Origin of the sequence: Mangrovibacterium lignilyticum (assembly GCF_010882175.1) — a bacterium.
Classification (GTDB): Bacteria; Bacteroidota; Bacteroidia; order Bacteroidales; family Prolixibacteraceae; genus Mangrovibacterium; species Mangrovibacterium lignilyticum.
This window is the reverse complement of sequence record NZ_WKLH01000003.1, coordinates 639,571-660,628: the sequence shown is the minus strand read 5'-3', so window position 1 is coordinate 660,628 and position 21,058 is coordinate 639,571. Positions and strand designations below refer to the sequence as shown.

The following is a 21,058-nucleotide window of genomic DNA, read 5'->3' as shown; positions in this document are numbered from 1 at the left end:
ACACAAAGCAAAAAGTATGAAAATTAAATATCTTTTAATCACATTGATGGGATTGTTTATCTATTCATCATGCTCTGAGGACAAAATGGATGAAATAGGTACAAACCCGAATAGTCCCACCGAGGTACCAATCAAACTTTTGATATCACAAGCAACTCTAACAACTGCTTTTGAAACCTTTGGGGTGGATCTAGCATGGTACTCATCCGTCTTTTGCGAACAGACAACAGGCGTACATGGGCAACTTGAAACAGCAGATAAACGAACCGGTATTAATTCGACGATTGGAAATAACAGTTGGAATGGGATATACTCCGGAACCTTAAACGATCTGAAAATAATTATCGCACAAGGTTCTGAAGGTGGTAGCGAAGAAGGTTATTGGACTGCCGTTGGAATTGCGAAAACGTTAACCGCACTCAACTACAGCGTACTAACCGACCTGTGGGGAGATATTCCATATACAGAGGCGTTGATGGGATCTGAAAACCGGACTCCTGTATTTGACAGTCAGGAATCTGTTTACGGAAACTTAATCACACTCCTGGATGCGGCCATTGTCGATTTAGGAAAAACATCATCGGGAACCCCGGGAAGTTCAGATTTTTTCTACGAAGGAGAATCCAGCCAATGGATAAAAGCTTCTTATGCAATTAAAGCCAGGCTGGAAAATCACCTTAGCAATATAGACTCGCAGGGCTCTGCAACAAAAACATTAGCTGCGTTATCTAATGCTTTCACAAGTGCTGACGACAATATGGTTTTTTCGAGTTACACAACTGATGCAACAGGAGAAAACCCATGGTTCCAGGAAGAGAACGATCGTAAACATCATGCCGTCAGCAATACAATTTTCTCACTTATGGACGGACTAAGTGACCCAAGAATACCTATATTCTTTGGCCAGATTGGTGGTCAGTATGTACCTGCCCCAAATGGAACTGCAGAAAACGACCAGGGAGGTACAATCTATTCCCGCCCTAGTTCAACCTATCTACAGGCAGACACACCACAGCCAATTGTCACCTACGATGAACTAAAATTCATCGAGGCGGAAGCAAACCTAAGACTCAGCAATACAACTGAAGCCTACGATGCTTATTTAATTGCTATAGAGGAAGCGCTCAACAGAGAAAATGTAGCTGCCGATGATATCGCCACTTATTTAGCTCAGAGCAATGTTGCTGTTGGTGCATCGAATTTGACGTTGGAAACAATTATAAAGCAAAAGTACATTTCGCTTTGGCTTTTCAACCCAATTGAAGCTTACAATGACTATCGGAGAACCAGATTCCCAACATTGCAAAATACAGTCGGACCTGCTCCTGAAAGATTCCCTTATCCAAATGATGAGGTTTCTTCCAATCCGAATACTCCAGATATTAGTTATACTCAAAAAACTTGGTGGGCTAAATAATTCGATAGACTATGAAAAATTTAAATCTAATTATATCAATATTGTCGCTCTTCATAATCACGTCATGTTTTGACAACGAAGAGGATATACTAAATCCTGCTGCGAAAAAGGAAGGACAGATACCAACGATATCGAACGTCAATCCTGGTGTTTTTGACTCTAACGATCTGCAGAACACTTACGTGGAATTTCAAGTTAGTGTAGATGATGCAAATGCAATTGAACAGGCGATCGTACAGGTATCTTATAATGAGCAATTCGAACGTGTCACATTTGATACATTTAATACATTCCCTGCAACAATAAGAGTTACTCTGGCAGACGTTGCAGCATCGCTGGGTTTAAGCTTGTCCGAAGTCCAATTAGGAGACCTGTTTACGATTGAAATTTTGACTGTATCCAACGGAGTGACAACAAGATCCAGTGCAAATGTCAATGCCTCAGTTGTATGTGCCTATAACCCAACTGCTGTAAGCGGAAGTTATCACTCTGTAAGTGCCGATTGGGCTTCTGAGGGCGATATCACCATTACTGTTGATGAAGATGATCCGTTTATTGTTTACGTCAGTGGTCTTGAGGAAATGGAAGGACTCGTAGAAGACCAAGGCCCACTAAAAATGGTAATCAATCCAGTCGACTATAGCATATCTGTTGATAGACAGGTATTGGCTTCTTCTCTGGATCCATGGGGATTATCATACACTAACCTTGCCTATGAGGGATCGGGTACTCTCAACACGTGCACCGGAACTTATGAGATGCTATTTGAGATCTCTGTAGATCAAGGGTCATGGGGCACAAATGCCTTTACTTTTACACCTAACTAGAAGAATAAGTCTTTCTTAGGTAAATTCCAAAATTGTTAATTACTAATCATACGAAAAGAGACAGTCACCACATGACTGTCTCTTTTCGTAGTACTTAAACAGCGATTAAACATAGTCAGTCTGATTAATACTCCAGAATACCCGCTCACTAAGTCTTTTGTTTCTTCTTCTTAGCCGCGGGAAAAAGGACATTATTCAGAATAAGGCGATAGCCCGGTGAATTGGGATATAAGTTGAGATCCGTTGGCGGGTCGCCAACCAGGTGTCGATAGTCTTCAGGGTCGTGACCGCCATAAAAAGTCCAAAATCCTTTACCCGACTCGCCGTGGATGTAACGAGCCTCACCGGCAGGTTTATTTTCACCCAATATCAACACATTCGACTTTATATATTGGCTGTTAAAGGCTGTTGTTTGTCCCATAAATCCGCGGATAACCCGCTGATGATCCTGCGTAAGCATCGTCGGAACCGGATCCCATTTTGCGGAGAAATCGAAAAGCGTAAAAAAGTCCTGATTTTGAGAAACACGACGCGTTGTGGTCACATCAATATTCGAGAAACGATAAACGTACGGGTTCATTTCAAGCGCAAAATCCTTGAAAGCAAGCGTTTCATTATAGTCTAACTTATCGTTGGCATCTTTATCCGCCGGATCACCATCAAACATCACATCGCAAATATCGATGCCATGCGCTGCCATGGCAATATCGTAAGTATCGGTAGCGGCACACATGGCAAACAGGAAACCTCCCCGATTGACATAGCTACGGATATTTTGAGCAACCACCCTTTTCATCTCCGACACCTTCACAAATCCATTTCGCAGAGCAGCTTCTTTGTTGGTACGTACCTCTTCCTGGTACCAGGGCATACTTCTGTAATTCGCATAAAACTTACCGAATTGCCCCGTAAAATCTTCATGATGAAGGTGAAGCCAATCGTAGTCGACCAACTTACCAGTCAAAATCTCATCGTCATAAATCAGATCGTACTTGATTTCGGCATACGTTAAAACCATGGTCACAGCATCGTCCCATGGCTGCTTGTTTTTGGGTGAATAGACCGCGATTTTGGGTGCTTTTTGCATGCTCACGGCATCCTGGTTGACATCGGGTCTGGAGATATCAGTGAGAATTAGGTTGGCTTTAGCATCGGCAATTTTCTCCACACTAACACCGCGAATCACGCATTCCGACTCGATTTCAGGTGCATACTGAATCAGAAAACTCCCCCCCCGATAGTTGAGCAGCCATTTTACTTCGATGGCTTTCTCGAGTGTCCAATAGGCAATTCCATATGCTTTCAAGTGATTTTTCTGCTGGTCATCCATCGGGACCAGCAAGTACAAAGCCTGCGTTTGCTTAACTAAAATTAAGCTAAAAAAAAGAAATAGGACAGTAATACTTAGCCTGTTAAAACGGGGCGTCGTTTGAGTCTGGTTTGCCATAATTCATACTGTTCTCTGTTTCGAAACCGATATTTGCAGGCATTCCTATATCACCAGGATCGTTATTCATTTTCGAACTGAAGGTCTGACCAAAGTTGCCTCCGCCAATTTCTTCGGGGATCGTACTTTCCAGGTCACAGAATTTAACCTGTTGTTTCTTAAATGCCAACTGCACATCGCCAACAGATCCGTTACGGTGCTTCGCGATAATGATTTCGGCAACACCCAGAAGCGAGTTTCCGTTTTCATCTTCGGTAATACCATAATACTCGGGACGGTGAATAAACAACACCAAGTCGGCATCCTGCTCAATCGCTCCCGATTCACGAAGGTCGGATAACTGCGGGCGTTTCCCTTCGCGGTTTTCAACGGCGCGGCTCAACTGCGACAGTGCCAAAATCGGAACATCCAACTCCTTAGCAATCGCTTTCAATGAGCGCGAAATCATACTTACTTCCTGCTCACGACTTCCGCGACCGGCGTCTCCGGCTGTCATCAACTGAAGGTAGTCAACAATAACGACTCCGATATTGTGCTGCATCTTTAAACGACGACATTTCGCGCGAAATTCAAAGATCGACAATGCCGGGGTATCATCAATAAACATGGGAGCATCTTCCAAAACTTTCAGTTTCCGGTTGAAGTTTTCCCACTCCCAATCAGCCAACCGGCCGTTCTTAATTTTTTCAGACCCCAACTCTGTTTCCGCGGCGATCAAACGATTGACCAGCTGAACCGATGCCATCTCCAGGGAGAACACAGCAACCGGAGCTCTATGATCGACCGCCATGTTTCTGGCCATCGATAATACGAACGCCGTTTTACCCATCGCCGGACGTGCTGCGATAATCACGAGGTCGGTCTTCTGCCATCCCGAAGTCATGCGGTCCAAAGCCACAAAACCGGTTGGTGTTCCGCTCAAACCATCTGCACGTTTCGATGCCTCCTCAATCAGCATAGCAGCCTGTTTCAAGATCGGTTTAATCGGCAAGGTTTCCTTTTTGATGTTTCCTTCAGCCACCTTGAACAAAGCAGTCTCCGAAAAATCAATCAGGTCATCCACGTCCATGTTGGCATCGTAAGCTTTTGTTTGAATTTCAGAAGAAACCCGAATCAATTCACGCTGAATATACTTTTGTGCTATAATACGGGCATGAAATTCAATGTGAGCAGCCGAGGCTACGCGACTTGTCAACTGAGTTATATAAAGCGGACCCCCGATTTCATCCAGCTGCTCGCGGTTTTTCATCTCCTGGGTAACCATCAACAAATCGACCGGCTTCTCGTGCGTTGAGAGGTATTTAATCGCTTCGAAAATCTTTTTGTGCTCGTCTTTATAGAAACTATTGGTGTCAATAATATCTGCCACGCTGACATAGGCATCACGTTCCAGCATTAAAGCTCCCAAAACAGCTTCTTCAACATCCACTGCCTGGGGTGGAAGTTTTCCGTACTGAGCATTGATTTGCTCAATTGTCGCGCTTGTTTTGTTGTTACCTCTGTTATAATTACGCTCTCCTGCCATCGAAAATTGGTGTAAACTGGTTGATTGTCAATGTATGTTTCATCTAAAAAAATTTAGCGAAACGAATTTTAAAGGTATAAAAAAAGGAGCCTTTTCAGCCCCTGTTTTTCGATTTTCAATATTAATTTTTACCCTATTTCGTCTAAGATAATGAGTGTCAGCATTTCTTTGAGGTTCTGCCCCATCGCAGCAATCTGTTGTGGAATAAAACTGGTCGCTGTCATACCCGGAGTCGTATTTACTTCCAAGAAATAGAATTGACCGTCTCTTAGAATGAAGTCGACACGCACAATGCCTTTGCAGTTACACAAGTCATAAATCCGGGACGCCAGTTGCTGAATAGTATGAGTCAATTCATCTGAAATTCTCGCCGGCGTAATTTCATCGGTCATACCTGCCGTGTACTTCGCTTCAAAATCGAAAAACTCATTTTTAGGTACAACTTCTGTCACCGGAAAAATGAATGTCTCGTTCTTCAACTTTACCAATCCGCAGGTAAATTCCTTCCCCTCAATAAATTCTTCCACCAAGGCTTCGTCGCTTTCAATCCAGGCTTTTTCAATTGCCGGAACCACCTCATCTAAGGTTTTCACCTTTGTGACCCCGAAACTGGAACCGCCTGCATTCGGTTTCACAAAAACAGGCAATTTAAGTCGGCTTACCAACAGATCAGCATCAATGGCAGTTCCCTTCATTAAGCGAGCTGATTTTGCCATTGGAATATCAAAATTACGCAGGTAATTGCTGCAGAAATATTTATTAAAGGTCAGAGAAGAAGCATGAACACCACATGTTGAGTAAGGCACTTTCAGTAATTCGAAGTAGCCCTGTAAAATACCGTCCTCGCCCGGAGTACCATGAATAATAATGTAGGCGAAATCAAACTTAACGGTTTGACCACCAAAAGTAAAGCTGAAGTTTCCTTTATCAACGTCGGCAATTTTTTGCCCTTCCAACATCACTGACCAGGTCGAATTCTTCATCTCGACCAACCACGGATTGAACTGCTCCTGATCGATATTCTGATAAACGTTCTTACCACTTTGTACTGAAACAACATATTCAGACGAATCACCTCCGTATACAACAGCAATATTTTTCTTCATAGTATGATTACAATTAACAAAATCCAAATATCTGCAATAATTGGCTAGAGTGGTACAAATGTTGCGAAAAAATGGCCTGATTTAAGTTGAATTAACCCGACGCGATTCCGAGGCTATTCTCCGATTTCCCGATTAGAAATATATTCGCGCCACTTGGCAATAACATCTTGCATATCCTGCGCCATCTCAGAATCAAAAAGCATTTCCTCGCCGGTTGTCGGATGCACGAAACCTAACGTTTTGGCGTGCAGTGCCTGACGTGGTAATATCTTAAAACAGTTGTTTACAAACTGTTTGTACTTCGAGAAGGTCGTTCCCCACAGCACTTTATTCCCGCCATAGTTTTCATCATTAAACAGCGGATGCCCGAGGTATTTCATATGAACACGGATCTGGTGTGTTCGACCGGTTTCCAACTGGCATTGAACCAGGCTGACATAGCCGATCTCTTCAATTAACTTATAGTGGGTTACTGCATGCTTGCCATGTTCTCCGTCAGTAAAAACGGTAAAGACCTGGCGATCTTTCACACTGCGACCAATATTTCCTTCAATCGTTCCTTCGGGTTCTTTCAAGCGCCCCCACACCAAAGCGACGTATTGGCGTTTGGTTGTTTTTTCAAAGAATTGCAACGACAGTTTGGTTTTCGCCAGTTCTGTTTTTGCCACCACCATCAAGCCTGAAGTATCTTTATCAATTCGATGGACCAATCCAGGACGAAGATCATTGGCGACATTAAAAAGTGGTAAATCCTTATAATGCCATGCAAGAGCATTCACCAAAGTTCCCGTATAATGTCCGTGTCCGGGATGAACAACAAGACCTGCAGGTTTATTGATGACAATCAATTGATCATCTTCGTAGACAATATCCAGCGGAATATCTTCGGCGATAATTTTCAGTTCCCTGCGCGGGAAGTCCATCACGATACTGATTTCATCGCCTGGCTTCACTTTATAGTTTGATTTGACCGATTTTCCGTTTACCAGAATATTTCCTCCATCCGCTGCAGCCTGTATCTTACTTCTCGAAGCACTGTCAATCCGGTTCACGATGAATTTATCAATCCGAACCTGTGACTGCCCCGCGTCAACGACTAGGTTGTAATGTTCAAAAAGACCAGATTCCTGATCTTCCTCTTCCTGCTCGTCAAAAATATCTTCAAAATCTTCTTGCATTAATTTTCCCCTGTTGAATCATTTTCCATTTCCAAATCGGAATCCTGAGTGAGTCTTTGCTCATCAATCGTCAGCCATACATCAATTGATGCACCCAACTCGACATTATCATAGCTGCTATATGAAGGACGTTGTTGCCAAACTTTTGCAGCCAGGCTATCCTCCTTGGTTTGGATCGTTGCATCGTAAATGATGGCTCCCAAATTCAAAAACAAGCTGGCAATTTCGCCGCGCGCCTGATTTAAAGTCTCGCCAAACAAATTAGGAACAACTGTCTTTTCGCCATTACTGGTTTTCCCAATCATCAAATCTATACGAGAACCTTTATTCACTAAAACCCCGCTTTCAATATCCTGACCATTTATCTTTTGCCCTAAAACCAAGTTCGAAAACTCTGAAGGAACATATTCGACCAACCCCACGTTTAACCCGGATGCCTGCATCAGATTAACAGCCTGTCGGAAAGAAATGTCTGTCAGTTTGGGCATGGCTACTTGCTCAGGAGCCGTAGCACAAATGCTTACAAAGATTGTTCTGTCTTCTTTCACGTAGTGGCCTGCAACCGGCACTTGTCCAATAACAGATCCCGGCTCGGCTGAATCCAGATAGGTTGAATCGGAGATCTCGTAAGTCAGATTTTTTTCCTCCAACAACTGTTCGGCTTGTTCAATAGACATACCTGCTAAATTCGGTACAGGGAATGATTCTCCATGGTTGGTATAAACCCGGATTCCCCACATCGCAAGCAACATTAGAACGACAACCAAGACAATTGCTATCGCTATTTGAATGAAAAAAGTTCTACTTATTAAAAATGATTTGAAGCTCATGATTAAATCGAATTGATTCGTTTGCAAGAAACAAAAATAGCTTAAAAATCAGATTTCGAAAGCCGAAAGTGAATCGCAGTTCTCATCCGTTTCAGATCGCATCCGCCTGACTAACGAAATGCCAAAACACACAAAAAGGTAAAGAATCGTAATTCTCTACCTTTCTATGCCGTAATACGTATTGGATTTCTTAACGTTTGTGTCTTGGTTCGTCAGAAACAGTCAATTTCTTTCTACCTTTGGCACGGCGACTCTTTAATACCAAGCGACCGCCCGGAGTAGACATTCTTTCGCGAAAACCATGTTTGTTTTTACGCTTTCTGTTCGATGGTTGAAATGTCCTTTTCATGGGTATATTTTTTTATATTATTTTTTTGCTCCAGTCAATTTTGGACTGCAAAAATATATCTTTTTTATTTCCTTCCAAAATATAATGCGTTATTTTCCTGTATTTTTCAACACAAGATGAATAACTTTCTTAGTTTCAAAGAATTCCTCCTCAAAATATTTATCCAAATCATACACTTTCACCTTATTTTTGAACCCTTCGAGTTCATCCTGAAAATCTCCTCCCTTAAGGTACAGGATACCATTCGCGAATTCGTTTCGTTGCACATTACTAATTTTAGACCGTACCAGCGAAACAAACTTTGGGAAAGCGGTCACTGCACGGCTAACAACAAAATCGAACTGACCTTTCACTTTTTCAGCCCGCTGCTGTTGTGCTTTTACATTGGTCAGGCCTAACTCGTCGGCAACAGCCTGAACCACCGAAATCTTCTTCGCGATGGAGTCAACCAACAAAAATTCGGTTTCCGGAAATAGAATTGCTAAGGGGATGCCAGGAAAACCGCCGCCGGTTCCTACATCCATGACACGCGACCCCGGAGCAAACCCGGTCACCTTTGCAATGCCGAGCGAATGTAACACATGGCGTTCATAAAGTTGATCAATATCTTTTCGCGATATCACATTAATTTTTTCATTCCATTCGGAATAAAGATCGCCTAACCGGGAGAAACGCGACTTCTGAGTTTCATCCAAATCAGGAAAATATTTGGTGATAAGTTCCATTGTGCAAATATAAATACAGTTTTTGGGAACCAGGCCGAATTTGAATAAGAGGAAGTATTAATCCTGATGATCGTCCATTTCGGTCGACTCGATCATTTTGAAAAGCATTTCCCGGGCTCTAAACAACTGCGCCTTTACTGTTCCAAGGGGCAAATTTAGTTCTTTTGCAATTTCTTCGTAGGAATATTCCCTGAAATAACGCAGTTCAACCAAAGTCCGGTAACGTGGTTTTAGTTTGTGTACAATACGACGCAACAAAATGGCCTTCTGAATACGGATAAGTTTCTGTTCCGGGTCCGGATCGACAGATTTCAATTTTATCGGAGGATCATTGTCGTTATTATCCTGGGTATTTTCAATTGATATGGTCACCCCCCTGCGTTTTCGCAAGAAGTCGATGCAATTATTCGACGCGATTTTAAACAGCCAGGTACTGAAAGCATAATTTGGAGAATACTGATGAAGGTTTTTAAAAGCCTTACCAAAAGCCTCAATGGTTAAATCCTCCGCATCGCTTTTATTATTGACCATTTTAAGGAGCATGTAATAAATCGCATCCTTGTATTTACCAAGTAACTTGGCGAAAGCCTTCTCCTCGCCACGTAATGCAGACTCTACCAAAGCATAATCCTGCTGTGCCTTATCTGATAAATTCGGATTTAATTCCATTTATGACGTTGTACTTGTAAATAAATTGAAGCTTTGTAAAAAAGATACAAAAAAGGTCGAATAAATACGTATATAAACGAAGATAAAAAGATTTTCTTTTCAGCCAAACGTTTCAATAGACTTTTAATCAACACGATTTGGATAAATATTGCGATAAACGGAATAGGCACATAAAAATACCAATACTGCAAATCAGTAAACAACAGTACCAACAGGCCAGACAGGACGAGTAGCTTGGAAAATCGTTCAAGCCAGACCAACCACTTTTTTGAAAAATTCAGACCACTGAAAATCCGAATGTGCTTGCAAATCAAATCCTCAAATTCATTTTTATTGGTTATCCGTTTTTCACGCAGGCTCGTTTGCGGGGAGAGGCAATACGTCACTTTAAGTCTCTCCATTTGGTTAAAAATGAGTTCCAGTCCTGCATAATGGTCATTCATTTTACCTTTAAATCCGCCATTGTCGAAATACAGCTTCTTATTGAAAAGCACGTTAACCTGCTGATAAAAAAGCGGGATTGACGCGCTCATATTCGCTGATGCCCTCCAAAACGCATCCAAACGTTCTACCCTGCACAGACGGTTTAAACGCTTCCCTTCTGCCTCGTAATTCACGTAACTAACCAGAACCTGAGAATCAGCATCCATCTCTTGGTTCATTCGTGCCAGGTAGTTCGGATCTTCCAGGTTTGCTTCCGGAGTCAAAATTAATACCCAATCATTTTTTGCTGCTTTCATTGCCAGGTTCATCGCCATTTTTTCGGAATAGCGATTTTCCTGATTCAATGAACTAAACTTAATTTTTGGATATTTTTGAGCCATCACCCCTAGAATAATCAGCGTGGAATCTGCAGAAAAGTCATCAACAACGACAATTTCAAAACTCGAGTAATTCTGATCGAGTAGTTTTAGTAAAAACTGCTCAATTCGCTCCGACTCGTTACGCACGTTTAACAATACACTAATTGGTCTTTCCTCCTGAATGTCTTCAGATACCTTTCTGACAGACAATATCCGCCGGTAAAAAAACAGTTGAATCACCAAGCTAAGAATAAAGCCAAAAAACAGGAAAAAATAACCGCTCCACTCGTAAACAGGGCGATCGAAAAACTCTTGGGTCATGGTCGAAATTTAATCACAAATTTAATAATCGCTCCGGTTTTGCATCAGCATTTTTAAATTAAATTAACGATTCTGAAATTAGGCCTATTCCTCAAGGTTTAACATTAATGTACTATCTTTGCTCGCTGAAAAAACAGAACATGGATTTTACACTGAAAAATACAGCCAGCAATTCTGAAGCCAGGGCTGGAATACTGAAAACTGACCACGGTACAATTGAAACACCTATTTTTATGCCTGTGGGCACTGCCGGTTCTGTTAAAGGAATCCATGTCAGAGATTTAAAAGATGATATTGAAGCCCAGATAATCCTGGGGAACACCTACCATTTATACCTTCGTCCCGGCACCGACATTATTGAACAAGCCGGAGGACTGCATAAATTTAACGGATGGGACGGCCCCATTTTGACGGACAGTGGCGGCTACCAGGTTTTTTCGCTGGGCGATATTCGAAAACTATCAGAGGAAGGTGCCAAGTTTCAGTCCCACATCGACGGATCATCTCATCTCTTTACCCCTGAAAGCGTCATCGACATTCAACGAAAAATCGGAGCCGATATCATCATGGCTTTCGACGAATGCACTCCAGGAGATGCCGATTTCGACTACGCTAAAAAGTCGCTGGCACTAACTCAGCGTTGGTTGGATCGCTGTGTCAACCAAATGGAAAAAACCAGCCCGCTGTACAGCCATCACCAGTCACTGTTTCCGATTATACAAGGTGGCGTCTACCCAGCACTGCGCGAAGAAGCTGCCCGCCATGTGACAAGCATCCCCAGTGATGGTTATGCAATTGGCGGACTATCGGTTGGCGAGCCGGAAAAAGACATGTATGCAATGATCGAAGTAGTGAATCCGATTCTCCCGAAAGATAAACCAAGATACCTGATGGGAGTAGGAACTCCGGTCAACATTCTGCAGGCAATCGACCGGGGAGTAGACATGTTCGATTGTGTCATGCCAACCCGCAATGGTCGCAACGGCATGCTTTTTACACGAAACGGAATTATCAATATACGAAATAAGAAGTGGGCTGATGACTTTTCTCCGGTTGATCCTGATGGCCCATCCTATGTTGATCTAAATTACAGCAAGGCGTTTTTACGTCACCTGACAATTTCGGGTGAAATGCTGGGTGCTCAAATTGCCAGTCAACACAATTTAGCTTTTTATCTTTGGCTCGTTAAAGAAGCTCGCCGGCAAATTTTGGCCGATACATTTAAAGAATGGAAAGAAGAAATGGTTGTTAAATTGGCTCAGCGCTTATGAAGTTGAAAATTCCAGGCATAGAAATAATTGACAGGTACATCATTGGCAAGTTCATGGCGACTTTCTTTGTTTCCATTGCCATGATTATCAGCATTGCTATGGTTTTCGATATTTCGGAAAATCTGGATGAGTTCCTGTCAAAGGATATTCCGGTCAACGAGATTATCTTTAGCTACTACTTGAATTTCATACCCTATTTCGCCAATCTTTTTAGTTCGCTCTTCAACTTTATTGCGGTCATTTTTTTCACCTCTAAAATGGCCTATGATTCCGAGATCATTGCCATTCTCAGCAGCGGTGTTTCCTTTCACCGTTTTGTAAGACCCTACATGATTGGAGCTGCCATTATTGCTTTGTTTTCATACCTGCTTGGCGACTATGTTATTCCGCCGGCCAACAAGGAAATGGTGGAATTCAAAAACACTTATATCAAAAACAAACGAAATACGCTTGAAAATAACATACACCGGCAAATAACACCCGGCACCTATATCTATATGAGAAGTTATAATACTTCGAACGATGTAGGTTATAAATTCACGATTGAACGATTTGAAGAGGGGAAATTGGTTTCGAAACTTTCGGCTGACTTTATAAAATGGGATCGGGAGCGAAAAGTATGGGAAATCAACAATTTCTACATTCGTGACATTGACGGTTACAACGAGACTATCACAACCGGTACGAAGCAAGACACAACGTTAAACATGGTGCCTGAAGATTACGTCACCATGAACAATATGGCAGAAACATTAGCCCTGCCTGACTTAAACAAAGAAATCGCATCTCTGAAACTGAGAGGAATCAATACAATTGAATACGAAGTGGAAAAACACAAACGACGTGCAAACCCATTTTCAGCATTTATTTTGACTATTATTGGTGTTTCTTTGGCTTCACGGAAGGTAAAAGGCGGACTGGGGCTCCATCTTGGATTGGGCATTCTGATTAGTTTCGCCTACATCATGTTCATGCAAATTTCGACTGTCTTCGCAATCTCCGGCTCTGTCCCTCCGTACATTGCAGTTTGGATACCAAACTTGATTTTCGGTGGTTTGGCTGCCTACTTATATAACAGGGCTCGACGCTAACCAAAATTTCAAACTCAACAGATAATTGTTCAAAACCAAGCATACACAGAAAAGTTCACAGAAACTTTAGAATGTTTTAAAAAACAGTATGCGATATGAAAAAATTATAATTTTGACACGTAAAACTTTCAACAGAAAGACCATTATGAAGTAAATTCTCCGGATCGACCGGAGCAAATTCTAATTAAAAATTACAAATTATGTCGTTGAAACGGAATATCCTGGACCTCAGAAAACGCAAAGACGAGGTACTCAAGGGTGGTGGTGAAAAGGCCATTGAGAAACAAATGGCTATGGGGAAACTTACCGCCCGTGAACGGATCCTTTACATCCTGGATGAGGGCTCATTCCACGAATATGATATGTTCGTAGAACATGTAGCCCGCGACTTCGATATGGACAAGATGAAGTTACACGGTGATGGCGTAATCATTGGGACAGGTACCATTTATGGTTCTCCGGTATGTATTTTCGCCCAAGACTTCACCGTTGCCGGTGGATCATTGGGTTTGATGCACGCTCGCAAAATCACGAAAATCATGGACCACTCGCTGAAAATGCGGGTTCCGTTAATCGGAATCAATGATTCAGGTGGTGCACGTATACAAGAAGGGGTTAACTCGTTGGCTGGCTACGGCGAGATTTTCTTCCGTAATACTCTGGCTTCAGGTGTTATCCCTCAAATTTCTGTAATTCTAGGACCTTGTGCCGGTGGCGCCGTTTATTCACCTGCTTTAACTGACTTTGTTTTCGTGGTGAATAATATCTCAAAAATGTTCATCACCGGACCAAGTGTTATTAAAACAGTTCTGGGTGAAGAAATCTCGATGGAAGACCTCGGTGGTGCAAAGGTACACGCTGAAGTTACCGGTAATGCGCACTTCTATGCGGAAAGTGAACTGGAGTGTTTCGAGCAGATTAAAAAACTGATCACTTACATTCCCTGGAACAACACCCAAAAAGCAAAGGCTATTGAACCAGCCAAGCCAACTTTCAAAAAGAAAATTGAGAACATCGTTCCTGTGGATGCCAAGATGCCTTACGATATTCGTGACATTATTAAGGCAATCACCGACAACTCTGATTTCTTCGAAGTTATGGAGTATTTCGCTCCAAACGTTGTGATCGGATTTGGACGCATGGAAGGAGAAACTGTCGGTTTCGTTTGTAACCAACCAAAAGTATTGGCTGGGGTATTGGACTGTGATAGTTCCGATAAAGCTGCTCGTTTCATCCGCTATTGCGATGCCTTCAACATTCCAATTATTACACTGGAAGACCTTCCGGGTTACTTGCCGGGCGTTGACCAGGAACACGCCGGCGTTATTCGTCACGGTGCAAAAATTCTGTACGCATACAGTGAAGCTACCGTTGCCCGAATTACAGTTATCATTCGCAAAGCTTACGGTGGTGGTTACATCGCAATGAACTCTCGTCACTTACGTGCCGACTTCGTATTTGCATGGCCAACGGCTGAAATCGCAGTTATGGGCCCTGAAGGTGCCGCCAACATTGTATTCCGCAAGGAGATTGCCGAAGCGGAAGATCCGGACGCGATGCGCCAGGTTAAAATTCAGGAATACAAAGATAAGTTCGCCAACCCATACGTTGCTGCCTCTAAAGGGTACATCGATGAGGTAATCGAGCCTCAGGATACACGAAGAATTCTGTTGCATGCCTTGAAAGTATCGGCTAACAAGTCGATCTCAGGACCTAAAAAGAAACATGGTATTCCTCCGTTTTAATCAAAATAAATCCGATCATGGAAGAAGAAAAATTTGAAACGATTATTGTACACAGTGCAGTATATAAAACCGAGTATACCGAAAAATACAGACGACGCATTAAATGGGAAAAACCGGATGAAAATCAATTGCATTCGTTTATTCCAGGAACAATCATCGATGTATTTGTAAAACCCGGAGATAAACTCAAAGAGGGAGATCCACTTTTAATCCTCGAAGCAATGAAAATGCACAACTTGGTGCAAATGCCATTCGATGGCAAAATTGCGACAATAAAGGTGAAAGCGGGAGATAAAATCCCTAAAGGAACTCTGATGATAGAGATCGCAGCTAAATAACAAAGGGGCCTTAACGGCCCCTTTTATTTTTTCATATTTAGCAATCCATGAAATTAAAGTCGTTGCCTGAATACCTGGTAATCATCCGGGAAAAAATTCTCAATTCCTCTTTTCTCAGAACGGAATAAGCCGAACACGGCAGACCCACTCCCCGACATCAAAGCAAAAGCCGCTCCCTGATCATAAAGTGTCTTTTTAATTTCCGCAACTTCAGGATATTCATGGAAAACGAACTTCTCAAAGTGATTCAGAATATTTCCTTTCCACTTACCGACAGAAAAGCTAACCAAGCCCTTCAATGACAGACGAGCCTTGTGTGGTGTAATCGCTTGATAGGCCAAAGCCGTTGAAACATGCACCGGAGGTTTCACCAGAATTAAGAAATATTCTTTTAGTTCAACCGAAACATCCTGCATTATCTCACCTCTCCCGGTTGCAAAAACAGGTCTTGCGTTCAGAAAGAAGGGACAGTCACTCCCTAATTGGAGTGCATATTCCATTAATTTATCCTGACTTATTTTCAGGCTGAAGAGCTCATTCAACAGCAAAAGCATTGAGGTCGCGTCTGACGAACCGCCCCCCAAACCAGCTCCTGAAGGAATGTTTTTATGTAGATGAACCCGCACTTCAGGAATAGGGTAATCATTCTTAATCAGTTGATAAGCTTTGACAACAAGATTTTCATTGGGATCACCGTCCAATGCTAACCCTGACATGCTAAACTCAAACTCATCTGCCTCAACTACCTCCAGAACATCCTGCATCTGAATCGGGTAAAAGATGGTCTCCAAATTATGGAAACCATCCGGGCGCTTTTCTGTAATAAGCAACCCGATGTTAATCTTTGCTATTGGATAAGTAATCATAGTATATAAATTCCTTACCCAAAGTTACGAAATGCGAACCATTAAATCGATACCTATTGATAACTCTCTATCGGAGCGCAGGTACAAACCAGGTTTCTGTCACCATATGCGTCGTCAATGCGACCTACCGGCGGCCAATATTTGTTTTCCTTTAACCACGTCAGCGGGAAAGCTGCCTGCTGGCGACTGTAAGAATGCGACCACTCATCAGCCGTAACAGAATCAGCTGTATGCGGAGCATTTTTCAGCGGATTGTCTGCCTTATCCGACTGACCTTCACTAATCGACTGAATCTCCAGATAAATTGAATTTAAGGCATCAATAAAGCGATCCAACTCTTGCTTCGATTCACTTTCGGTCGGCTCAATCATTAAAGTTCCGTGTACAGGGAAAGACAATGTTGGTGCGTGAAATCCATAATCCATCAACCGCTTAGCAATATCTGCTTCTGTTATTCCACTTGCTGTTTTAAAATGACGGCACTCCAATATCATTTCGTGCGCAACACGGCCGTTCTCGCCTGTGTACAAAATACCGTATGTATCCTTTAAGGCTGAAGCAATATAATTAGCATTCAAAATAGCAATTTCAGTTGCCTGCTTTAGCCCGTCTGCACCTAGCATTTTGATATATCCATAAGTAATTGGCAACACCGATGCACTCCCCCAAGGCGCAGCCGAAACGGCAGAAATACCGACATGTCCGTTGTTCATTACCGGATGCGATGGCAAAAAGTCAACCAAGTGCTCGGCCACACAAATCGGACCAACGCCGGGACCACCACCACCATGTGGGATCGCAAAAGTTTTATGCAGGTTCAGGTGACAAACATCCGCACCAATGCGTTTCGGGTTAGTCAATCCAACCTGAGCATTCATATTAGCACCATCCATATATACCTGTCCGCCGTTTTGGTGAATGATCTCACACATTTCAATGATCGACGATTCGAAAACACCATGCGTTGACGGATAAGTAACCATGAACGCCGACAATGTTTCTTTATATTCTTCTGCTTTTTTACGTAACACTTCTACATCCACATTCCCTTTCTCATCGCATGGAACAACCACCACTTTCATACCGGCCATTACGGCACTGGCTGGGTTCGTTCCGTGCGCCGACGAAGGAATAAGCACGACATCGCGCTGAACATCGCCACGACTCAAATGATACTCCCGGATGACCATTAAACCGGCGTATTCGCCTGCCGCACCGGAATTAGGTTGCAAGCTTACGTCAGCAAAACCGGTAATTTCCGACAAATCGCGACGAAGCTCTTCCATCATTTCCTGGTATCCTCGCGCCTGATTTTTAGGTACAAAAGGATGAATACCCCCAAACTCAATCCAACTCAACGGCAACATTTCAGTCGCAGCATTTAGTTTCATGGTACATGACCCCAACGGAATCATGGAGTGCGTCAGGGAAATATCACGATGTTCTAATCTTTTAATGTAGCGAACCATCTCCGTCTCGGAGCGGTACAAATTGAATACCTCCTGCTCAAGGAAGGCAGAATGACGCAATAGTCCCGAGTCTATTTTATCAACCTCGGGATAAACTTCAATTTCAGTATATCGTTTGTTAGCGGCTTTCGCAAAAACCTCAATAATCCAGTTAATGTCTTCCAGGTTGGTGGTCTCGTCGATGCTCAAGCCAACTTCTCCATTCCCGAAATAACGGAAATTCATTTCAAGCTCAAGCGACAACCACTCTATATCTTCTACTTTAACGTACTTTGGAAGTGCAAAACGAATGGTATCAAAATAATTCTCATTCAATTGCTGATAGCCCAAAGCGGTCACTTCGTTATCCAACAACACCGCAATTCGGTGAATGCGTTGTGCAATTTGCTGAATTCCTTCAGGCCCGTGGTAAACAGCATAGAACCCAGCCATATTAGCTAAAAGTGCCTGTGCTGTACAAATATTTGATGTCGCGCGTTCGCGTTTGATATGTTGTTCGCGGGTTTGCAGCGCCATACGTAATGCCCGGTTTCCGTGCACGTCTTTTGAAACACCAATGATACGGCCCGGCATTGTTCGCTTAAACTCGTCACGAGCAGCAAAGAAAGCTGCGTGAGGACCACCGTAGCCCATTGGAACACCAAAGCGCTGCGAGTTACCGAACACTATGTCGGCTCCCCACTCTCCCGGAGGGGTTAACAAGGCTAAACTCATCAAATCGGTCGCCACAGCCACTTTGGCATCAGCGGCGTGCGCCTGTTCTGCTAAGGATGCATAAGAGATTACCTCTCCGTTTGCATTCGGGTATTGCAACATGATACCGATCACATTCTCTTCGAACCGGAACTCAGTAGTTTCCGCAATTTTCAATTCGATATCTAAAGGAACGGCACGGGTTTTTATGACATCCAAGGTTTGCGGCCACATGTTTTTATCCACCCAAATCACATTCGCCCCGGCTTTCGCTTTCGCCCGGCTGCGCGAATTCAAAAGCATAATCATGGCTTCAGCAGCAGCCGTTGCTTCATCGAGCAGAGAAGCGTTCGCCAAGTCCATAGCAGTCATCTCACATACCATGGTTTGGTAATTCAGCAAAGCTTCCAAACGTCCTTGTGAAATCTCGGCCTGGTAAGGTGTATAAGATGTGTACCAAACCGGATTTTCAAGCACATTACGCAATATTACAGCGGGAGTGATGGTATCGTAATAGCCCATTCCGATGTAAGTATTGAATACTTTATTCTTTTTTGCCAATGCTAAAATCTTACGGAAATATTGCCGTTCGGTCAAACCGTCCTTCAATTGCAATGGGTTTTCCAGACGTATATTTTCGGGGATTGTTTGTTCAATCAGTTCCTCGAGTGAAGAAACGCCGATTTTATCCAACATTTCCCGGGTTTCCTGTCCCCGAGGCCCAATGTGCCGGGCTACAAATTTGTCACTTGCCATGCTGCTTATTTTTATTCTTTTAAATGTGCTCCAATATTAATTTGAAGTTTAAGAGTAAAAAATGATTTTTACTCTTTTTAGCTGAATTGAACGAATTTTATAGCGTTAATCATTTTTCAATAAATCGATTAACCCATTGCAATCCCTAGGTTAAGAATGGATTGGATTTTTTCTCAAAACCAATACTGGTCTCCGGACCGTGTCCGCTATAAATCAACGTTTCTTCGGGTAGGATAAGCAATTTTTGTTTGATATTACCAATGAGTTGCTCGTAGCTTCCTTTCGGCAAATCTGTCCGGCCGATGCTTCCGAAAAACAACACGTCGCCTACCAGCATAAAGTTTTGCTCTTTACAATACAAAACAAGGCTTCCCGGAGCGTGGCCCGGAACATGAATGAGCTCCAAGGCTGAATTTCCGAATTGAATGAGATCGCCTTCCTCGATATACTCATCGGGCCCGTCAACGGGCTCAGTAGGGATACCGAAACGATCTCCATGAGCGACAATATCTTCAACCAGAAATAAATCATCCTGATGTGCCAAAAACGGAATACTATAGGTTGTTCGACAATAAGTAACTCCAAAAATATGATCCAAATGGCAGTGCGTATTGACCAATTTCACCGGGTTCAATTGATTCTCCGCAATAAAATCCGACAGCTCCTTTTGTTCGTAATCAAAATAGCAACCGGCATCAACGATGATACATTCTTTGGTCTCATCGTAAAGCACATAGGTATTTTCCTGAATCGGATTAAACGTAAATTTCTTGACTTGTATCATTTTGCTAATTTCTGTATTCGATGCGGGCAAAAGCCTGCGGCTAAATTACCGGCCTGCCCCGCAGATTTACTTTTCTGTCCCCTTTAACATAGGGACAAAGACAAATGTTCCGTGTGTTTCTTTTTTAAACTCATTTTCACCTGTGCGCACCACTACGGTCATGGTTTGACGGTCGGTGGGACCAAGCGGAATAACCAGTCTTCCGCCAATTGTGAGCTGCTGCAACAGATCATCAGGGATGAAGGGAGCTCCTGCAGTCACGATAATTTTATCGAAAGGCCCGTAGGTCGGTAATCCTTTGTATCCGTCACCGTAAAAGAATTTGGGGAAATAACCTAACTGCGGTAGAAGCTGTTGCACGTTCAGATACAACTCGCGCTGCCGTTCGATAGTGAAAACATTCACCCCCATTTCAAGCAGCACGGCAGCCTGGTAACCGGAACCTGTTCCCACTTCCAGTACTTTTTCGTTTGGCTTAAGTTGAAGGAGCCAGGTTTGAAAAGCTACGGTATAAGGTTGCGAAATTGTTTGTCCAGCCCCAATTGGAAAGGCTTGATCTCTATAGGCAAACTGAATAAAACCGCTATCCATAAATAAATGGCGCGGTACTTTTGAAATGGCGTTCAGAACCTTTTCATCCTTTATTCCTTTTATTCGCAGCCCTTCTACCAGTCTTTTTCTCAATCCCTGATGTCTCAGGGTATCCAGAGGATTCATTGCGTCAATTTTTTGATGTAAAAATAGTGTAAATAGGTTTTTGATCCCGTCGAGTCAACCCACATTATCAACTATCGGCCGTTGAAAAGTTGTACCCGGATCAGAGCTTTAAAATAGCTTTTTATTTCTAA

General features: G+C 42.8%; 19 protein-coding genes. 6 read left to right on the top strand and 13 right to left on the bottom strand.

Annotated elements, in window-relative coordinates:
* Positions 1 to 16: 16 nt before the first annotated feature.
* Both GJV22_RS17040 and GJV22_RS17035 read left to right on the top strand, forming a co-directional pair.
* Complete coding sequence (locus GJV22_RS17040; protein ID WP_163716629.1) at positions 17 to 1,417, top strand: SusD/RagB family nutrient-binding outer membrane lipoprotein; 1,401 nt, start codon at positions 17 to 19, stop codon at positions 1,415 to 1,417.
* Positions 1,418 to 1,428: 11 nt separating this feature from the next.
* The gene (locus GJV22_RS17035) at positions 1,429 to 2,244 is read left to right on the top strand and encodes a hypothetical protein (protein WP_163716627.1); all 816 of its coding nucleotides are present in this window, start codon (positions 1,429 to 1,431) and stop codon (positions 2,242 to 2,244) included.
* A gap of 148 nt (positions 2,245 to 2,392) precedes the next feature.
* Here GJV22_RS17035 and GJV22_RS17030 read toward each other — a convergent pair whose 3' ends face one another.
* The 9 genes from GJV22_RS17030 to GJV22_RS16990 form a co-directional block, all read right to left on the bottom strand.
* Positions 2,393 to 3,691, bottom strand: a complete 1,299-nt coding sequence (locus GJV22_RS17030) for a hypothetical protein (RefSeq protein ID WP_205461925.1) — start codon at positions 3,689 to 3,691, stop codon at positions 2,393 to 2,395.
* The gene (gene dnaB / locus GJV22_RS17025) at positions 3,657 to 5,216 is read right to left on the bottom strand and encodes a replicative DNA helicase (RefSeq protein WP_163716625.1); all 1,560 of its coding nucleotides are present in this window, start codon (positions 5,214 to 5,216) and stop codon (positions 3,657 to 3,659) included. Before dnaB ends, GJV22_RS17030 begins: the two co-directional genes overlap by 35 nt.
* A 128-nt stretch (positions 5,217 to 5,344) precedes the next feature.
* Positions 5,345 to 6,322: a D-alanine--D-alanine ligase gene (locus GJV22_RS17020; RefSeq protein WP_163716622.1), complete on the bottom strand. Its 978-nt coding sequence runs from the start codon at positions 6,320 to 6,322 to the stop codon at positions 5,345 to 5,347.
* A gap of 113 nt (positions 6,323 to 6,435) precedes the next feature.
* The gene (locus GJV22_RS17015; RefSeq protein ID WP_163716619.1) at positions 6,436 to 7,500 is read right to left on the bottom strand and encodes an RluA family pseudouridine synthase; all 1,065 of its coding nucleotides are present in this window, start codon (positions 7,498 to 7,500) and stop codon (positions 6,436 to 6,438) included.
* Positions 7,500 to 8,330, bottom strand: a complete 831-nt coding sequence (locus GJV22_RS17010; protein ID WP_163716616.1) for a PASTA domain-containing protein — start codon at positions 8,328 to 8,330, stop codon at positions 7,500 to 7,502. Before GJV22_RS17010 ends, GJV22_RS17015 begins: the two co-directional genes overlap by 1 nt.
* Positions 8,331 to 8,520: 190 nt before the next feature.
* Entirely contained in the window at positions 8,521 to 8,679 is a 159-nt protein-coding gene (gene rpmH, locus GJV22_RS17005; protein WP_107822540.1) for a 50S ribosomal protein L34, read from the bottom strand.
* 89 nt (positions 8,680 to 8,768) lie between these two features.
* Complete coding sequence (rsmG, locus tag GJV22_RS17000; RefSeq protein WP_163716613.1) at positions 8,769 to 9,404, bottom strand: 16S rRNA (guanine(527)-N(7))-methyltransferase RsmG; 636 nt, start codon at positions 9,402 to 9,404, stop codon at positions 8,769 to 8,771.
* 57 nt (positions 9,405 to 9,461) lie between these two features.
* On the bottom strand, positions 9,462 to 10,073 hold the full coding sequence (locus GJV22_RS16995; protein WP_163716607.1) for an RNA polymerase sigma factor: 612 nt from the start codon (positions 10,071 to 10,073) through the stop codon (positions 9,462 to 9,464).
* Positions 10,064 to 11,197, bottom strand: coding sequence for a glycosyltransferase (locus GJV22_RS16990; protein ID WP_163716605.1), 1,134 nt, complete (start codon positions 11,195 to 11,197; stop codon positions 10,064 to 10,066). The genes GJV22_RS16995 and GJV22_RS16990 overlap by 10 nt, the downstream gene beginning before the upstream one ends.
* A 140-nt stretch (positions 11,198 to 11,337) precedes the next feature.
* On the opposite strand from GJV22_RS16990, the gene tgt reads away from it, so the two are divergent.
* The 4 genes from tgt (at position 11,338) to GJV22_RS16970 (ending at position 15,642) form a co-directional block, all read left to right on the top strand.
* Positions 11,338 to 12,468, top strand: coding sequence for a tRNA guanosine(34) transglycosylase Tgt (gene tgt / locus GJV22_RS16985; protein WP_163716600.1), 1,131 nt, complete (start codon positions 11,338 to 11,340; stop codon positions 12,466 to 12,468).
* Positions 12,465 to 13,559, top strand: a complete 1,095-nt coding sequence (locus GJV22_RS16980) for an LptF/LptG family permease (RefSeq protein ID WP_205461924.1) — start codon at positions 12,465 to 12,467, stop codon at positions 13,557 to 13,559. Before tgt ends, GJV22_RS16980 begins: the two co-directional genes overlap by 4 nt.
* Before the next feature lie 200 nt (positions 13,560 to 13,759).
* Positions 13,760 to 15,304, top strand: a complete 1,545-nt coding sequence (locus tag GJV22_RS16975; RefSeq protein ID WP_163716599.1) for an acyl-CoA carboxylase subunit beta — start codon at positions 13,760 to 13,762, stop codon at positions 15,302 to 15,304.
* A gap of 17 nt (positions 15,305 to 15,321) precedes the next feature.
* Positions 15,322 to 15,642 carry an acetyl-CoA carboxylase biotin carboxyl carrier protein subunit gene (locus GJV22_RS16970; protein ID WP_163716596.1) on the top strand — a complete coding sequence of 107 codons (321 nt, stop codon included), beginning with the start codon at positions 15,322 to 15,324 and terminating at the stop codon, positions 15,640 to 15,642.
* Positions 15,643 to 15,695: 53 nt separating this feature from the next.
* Here the strand turns inward: GJV22_RS16970 and ispE are convergent, their stop codons facing one another.
* The 4 genes from ispE to GJV22_RS16950 all read right to left on the bottom strand — a co-directional run bounded on the left by ispE (position 15,696) and on the right by GJV22_RS16950 (position 20,927).
* The gene (gene ispE, locus GJV22_RS16965) at positions 15,696 to 16,508 is read right to left on the bottom strand and encodes a 4-(cytidine 5'-diphospho)-2-C-methyl-D-erythritol kinase (protein WP_163716593.1); all 813 of its coding nucleotides are present in this window, start codon (positions 16,506 to 16,508) and stop codon (positions 15,696 to 15,698) included.
* Between the two features lie 53 nt (positions 16,509 to 16,561).
* The gene (gene gcvP / locus GJV22_RS16960) at positions 16,562 to 19,426 is read right to left on the bottom strand and encodes an aminomethyl-transferring glycine dehydrogenase (protein WP_163716590.1); all 2,865 of its coding nucleotides are present in this window, start codon (positions 19,424 to 19,426) and stop codon (positions 16,562 to 16,564) included.
* A gap of 145 nt (positions 19,427 to 19,571) precedes the next feature.
* Positions 19,572 to 20,210, bottom strand: coding sequence for an MBL fold metallo-hydrolase (locus tag GJV22_RS16955; protein WP_163716587.1), 639 nt, complete (start codon positions 20,208 to 20,210; stop codon positions 19,572 to 19,574).
* Between the two features lie 66 nt (positions 20,211 to 20,276).
* Positions 20,277 to 20,927, bottom strand: a complete 651-nt coding sequence (locus GJV22_RS16950) for a protein-L-isoaspartate(D-aspartate) O-methyltransferase (protein ID WP_163716585.1) — start codon at positions 20,925 to 20,927, stop codon at positions 20,277 to 20,279.
* Positions 20,928 to 21,058: the final 131 nt, after the last annotated feature.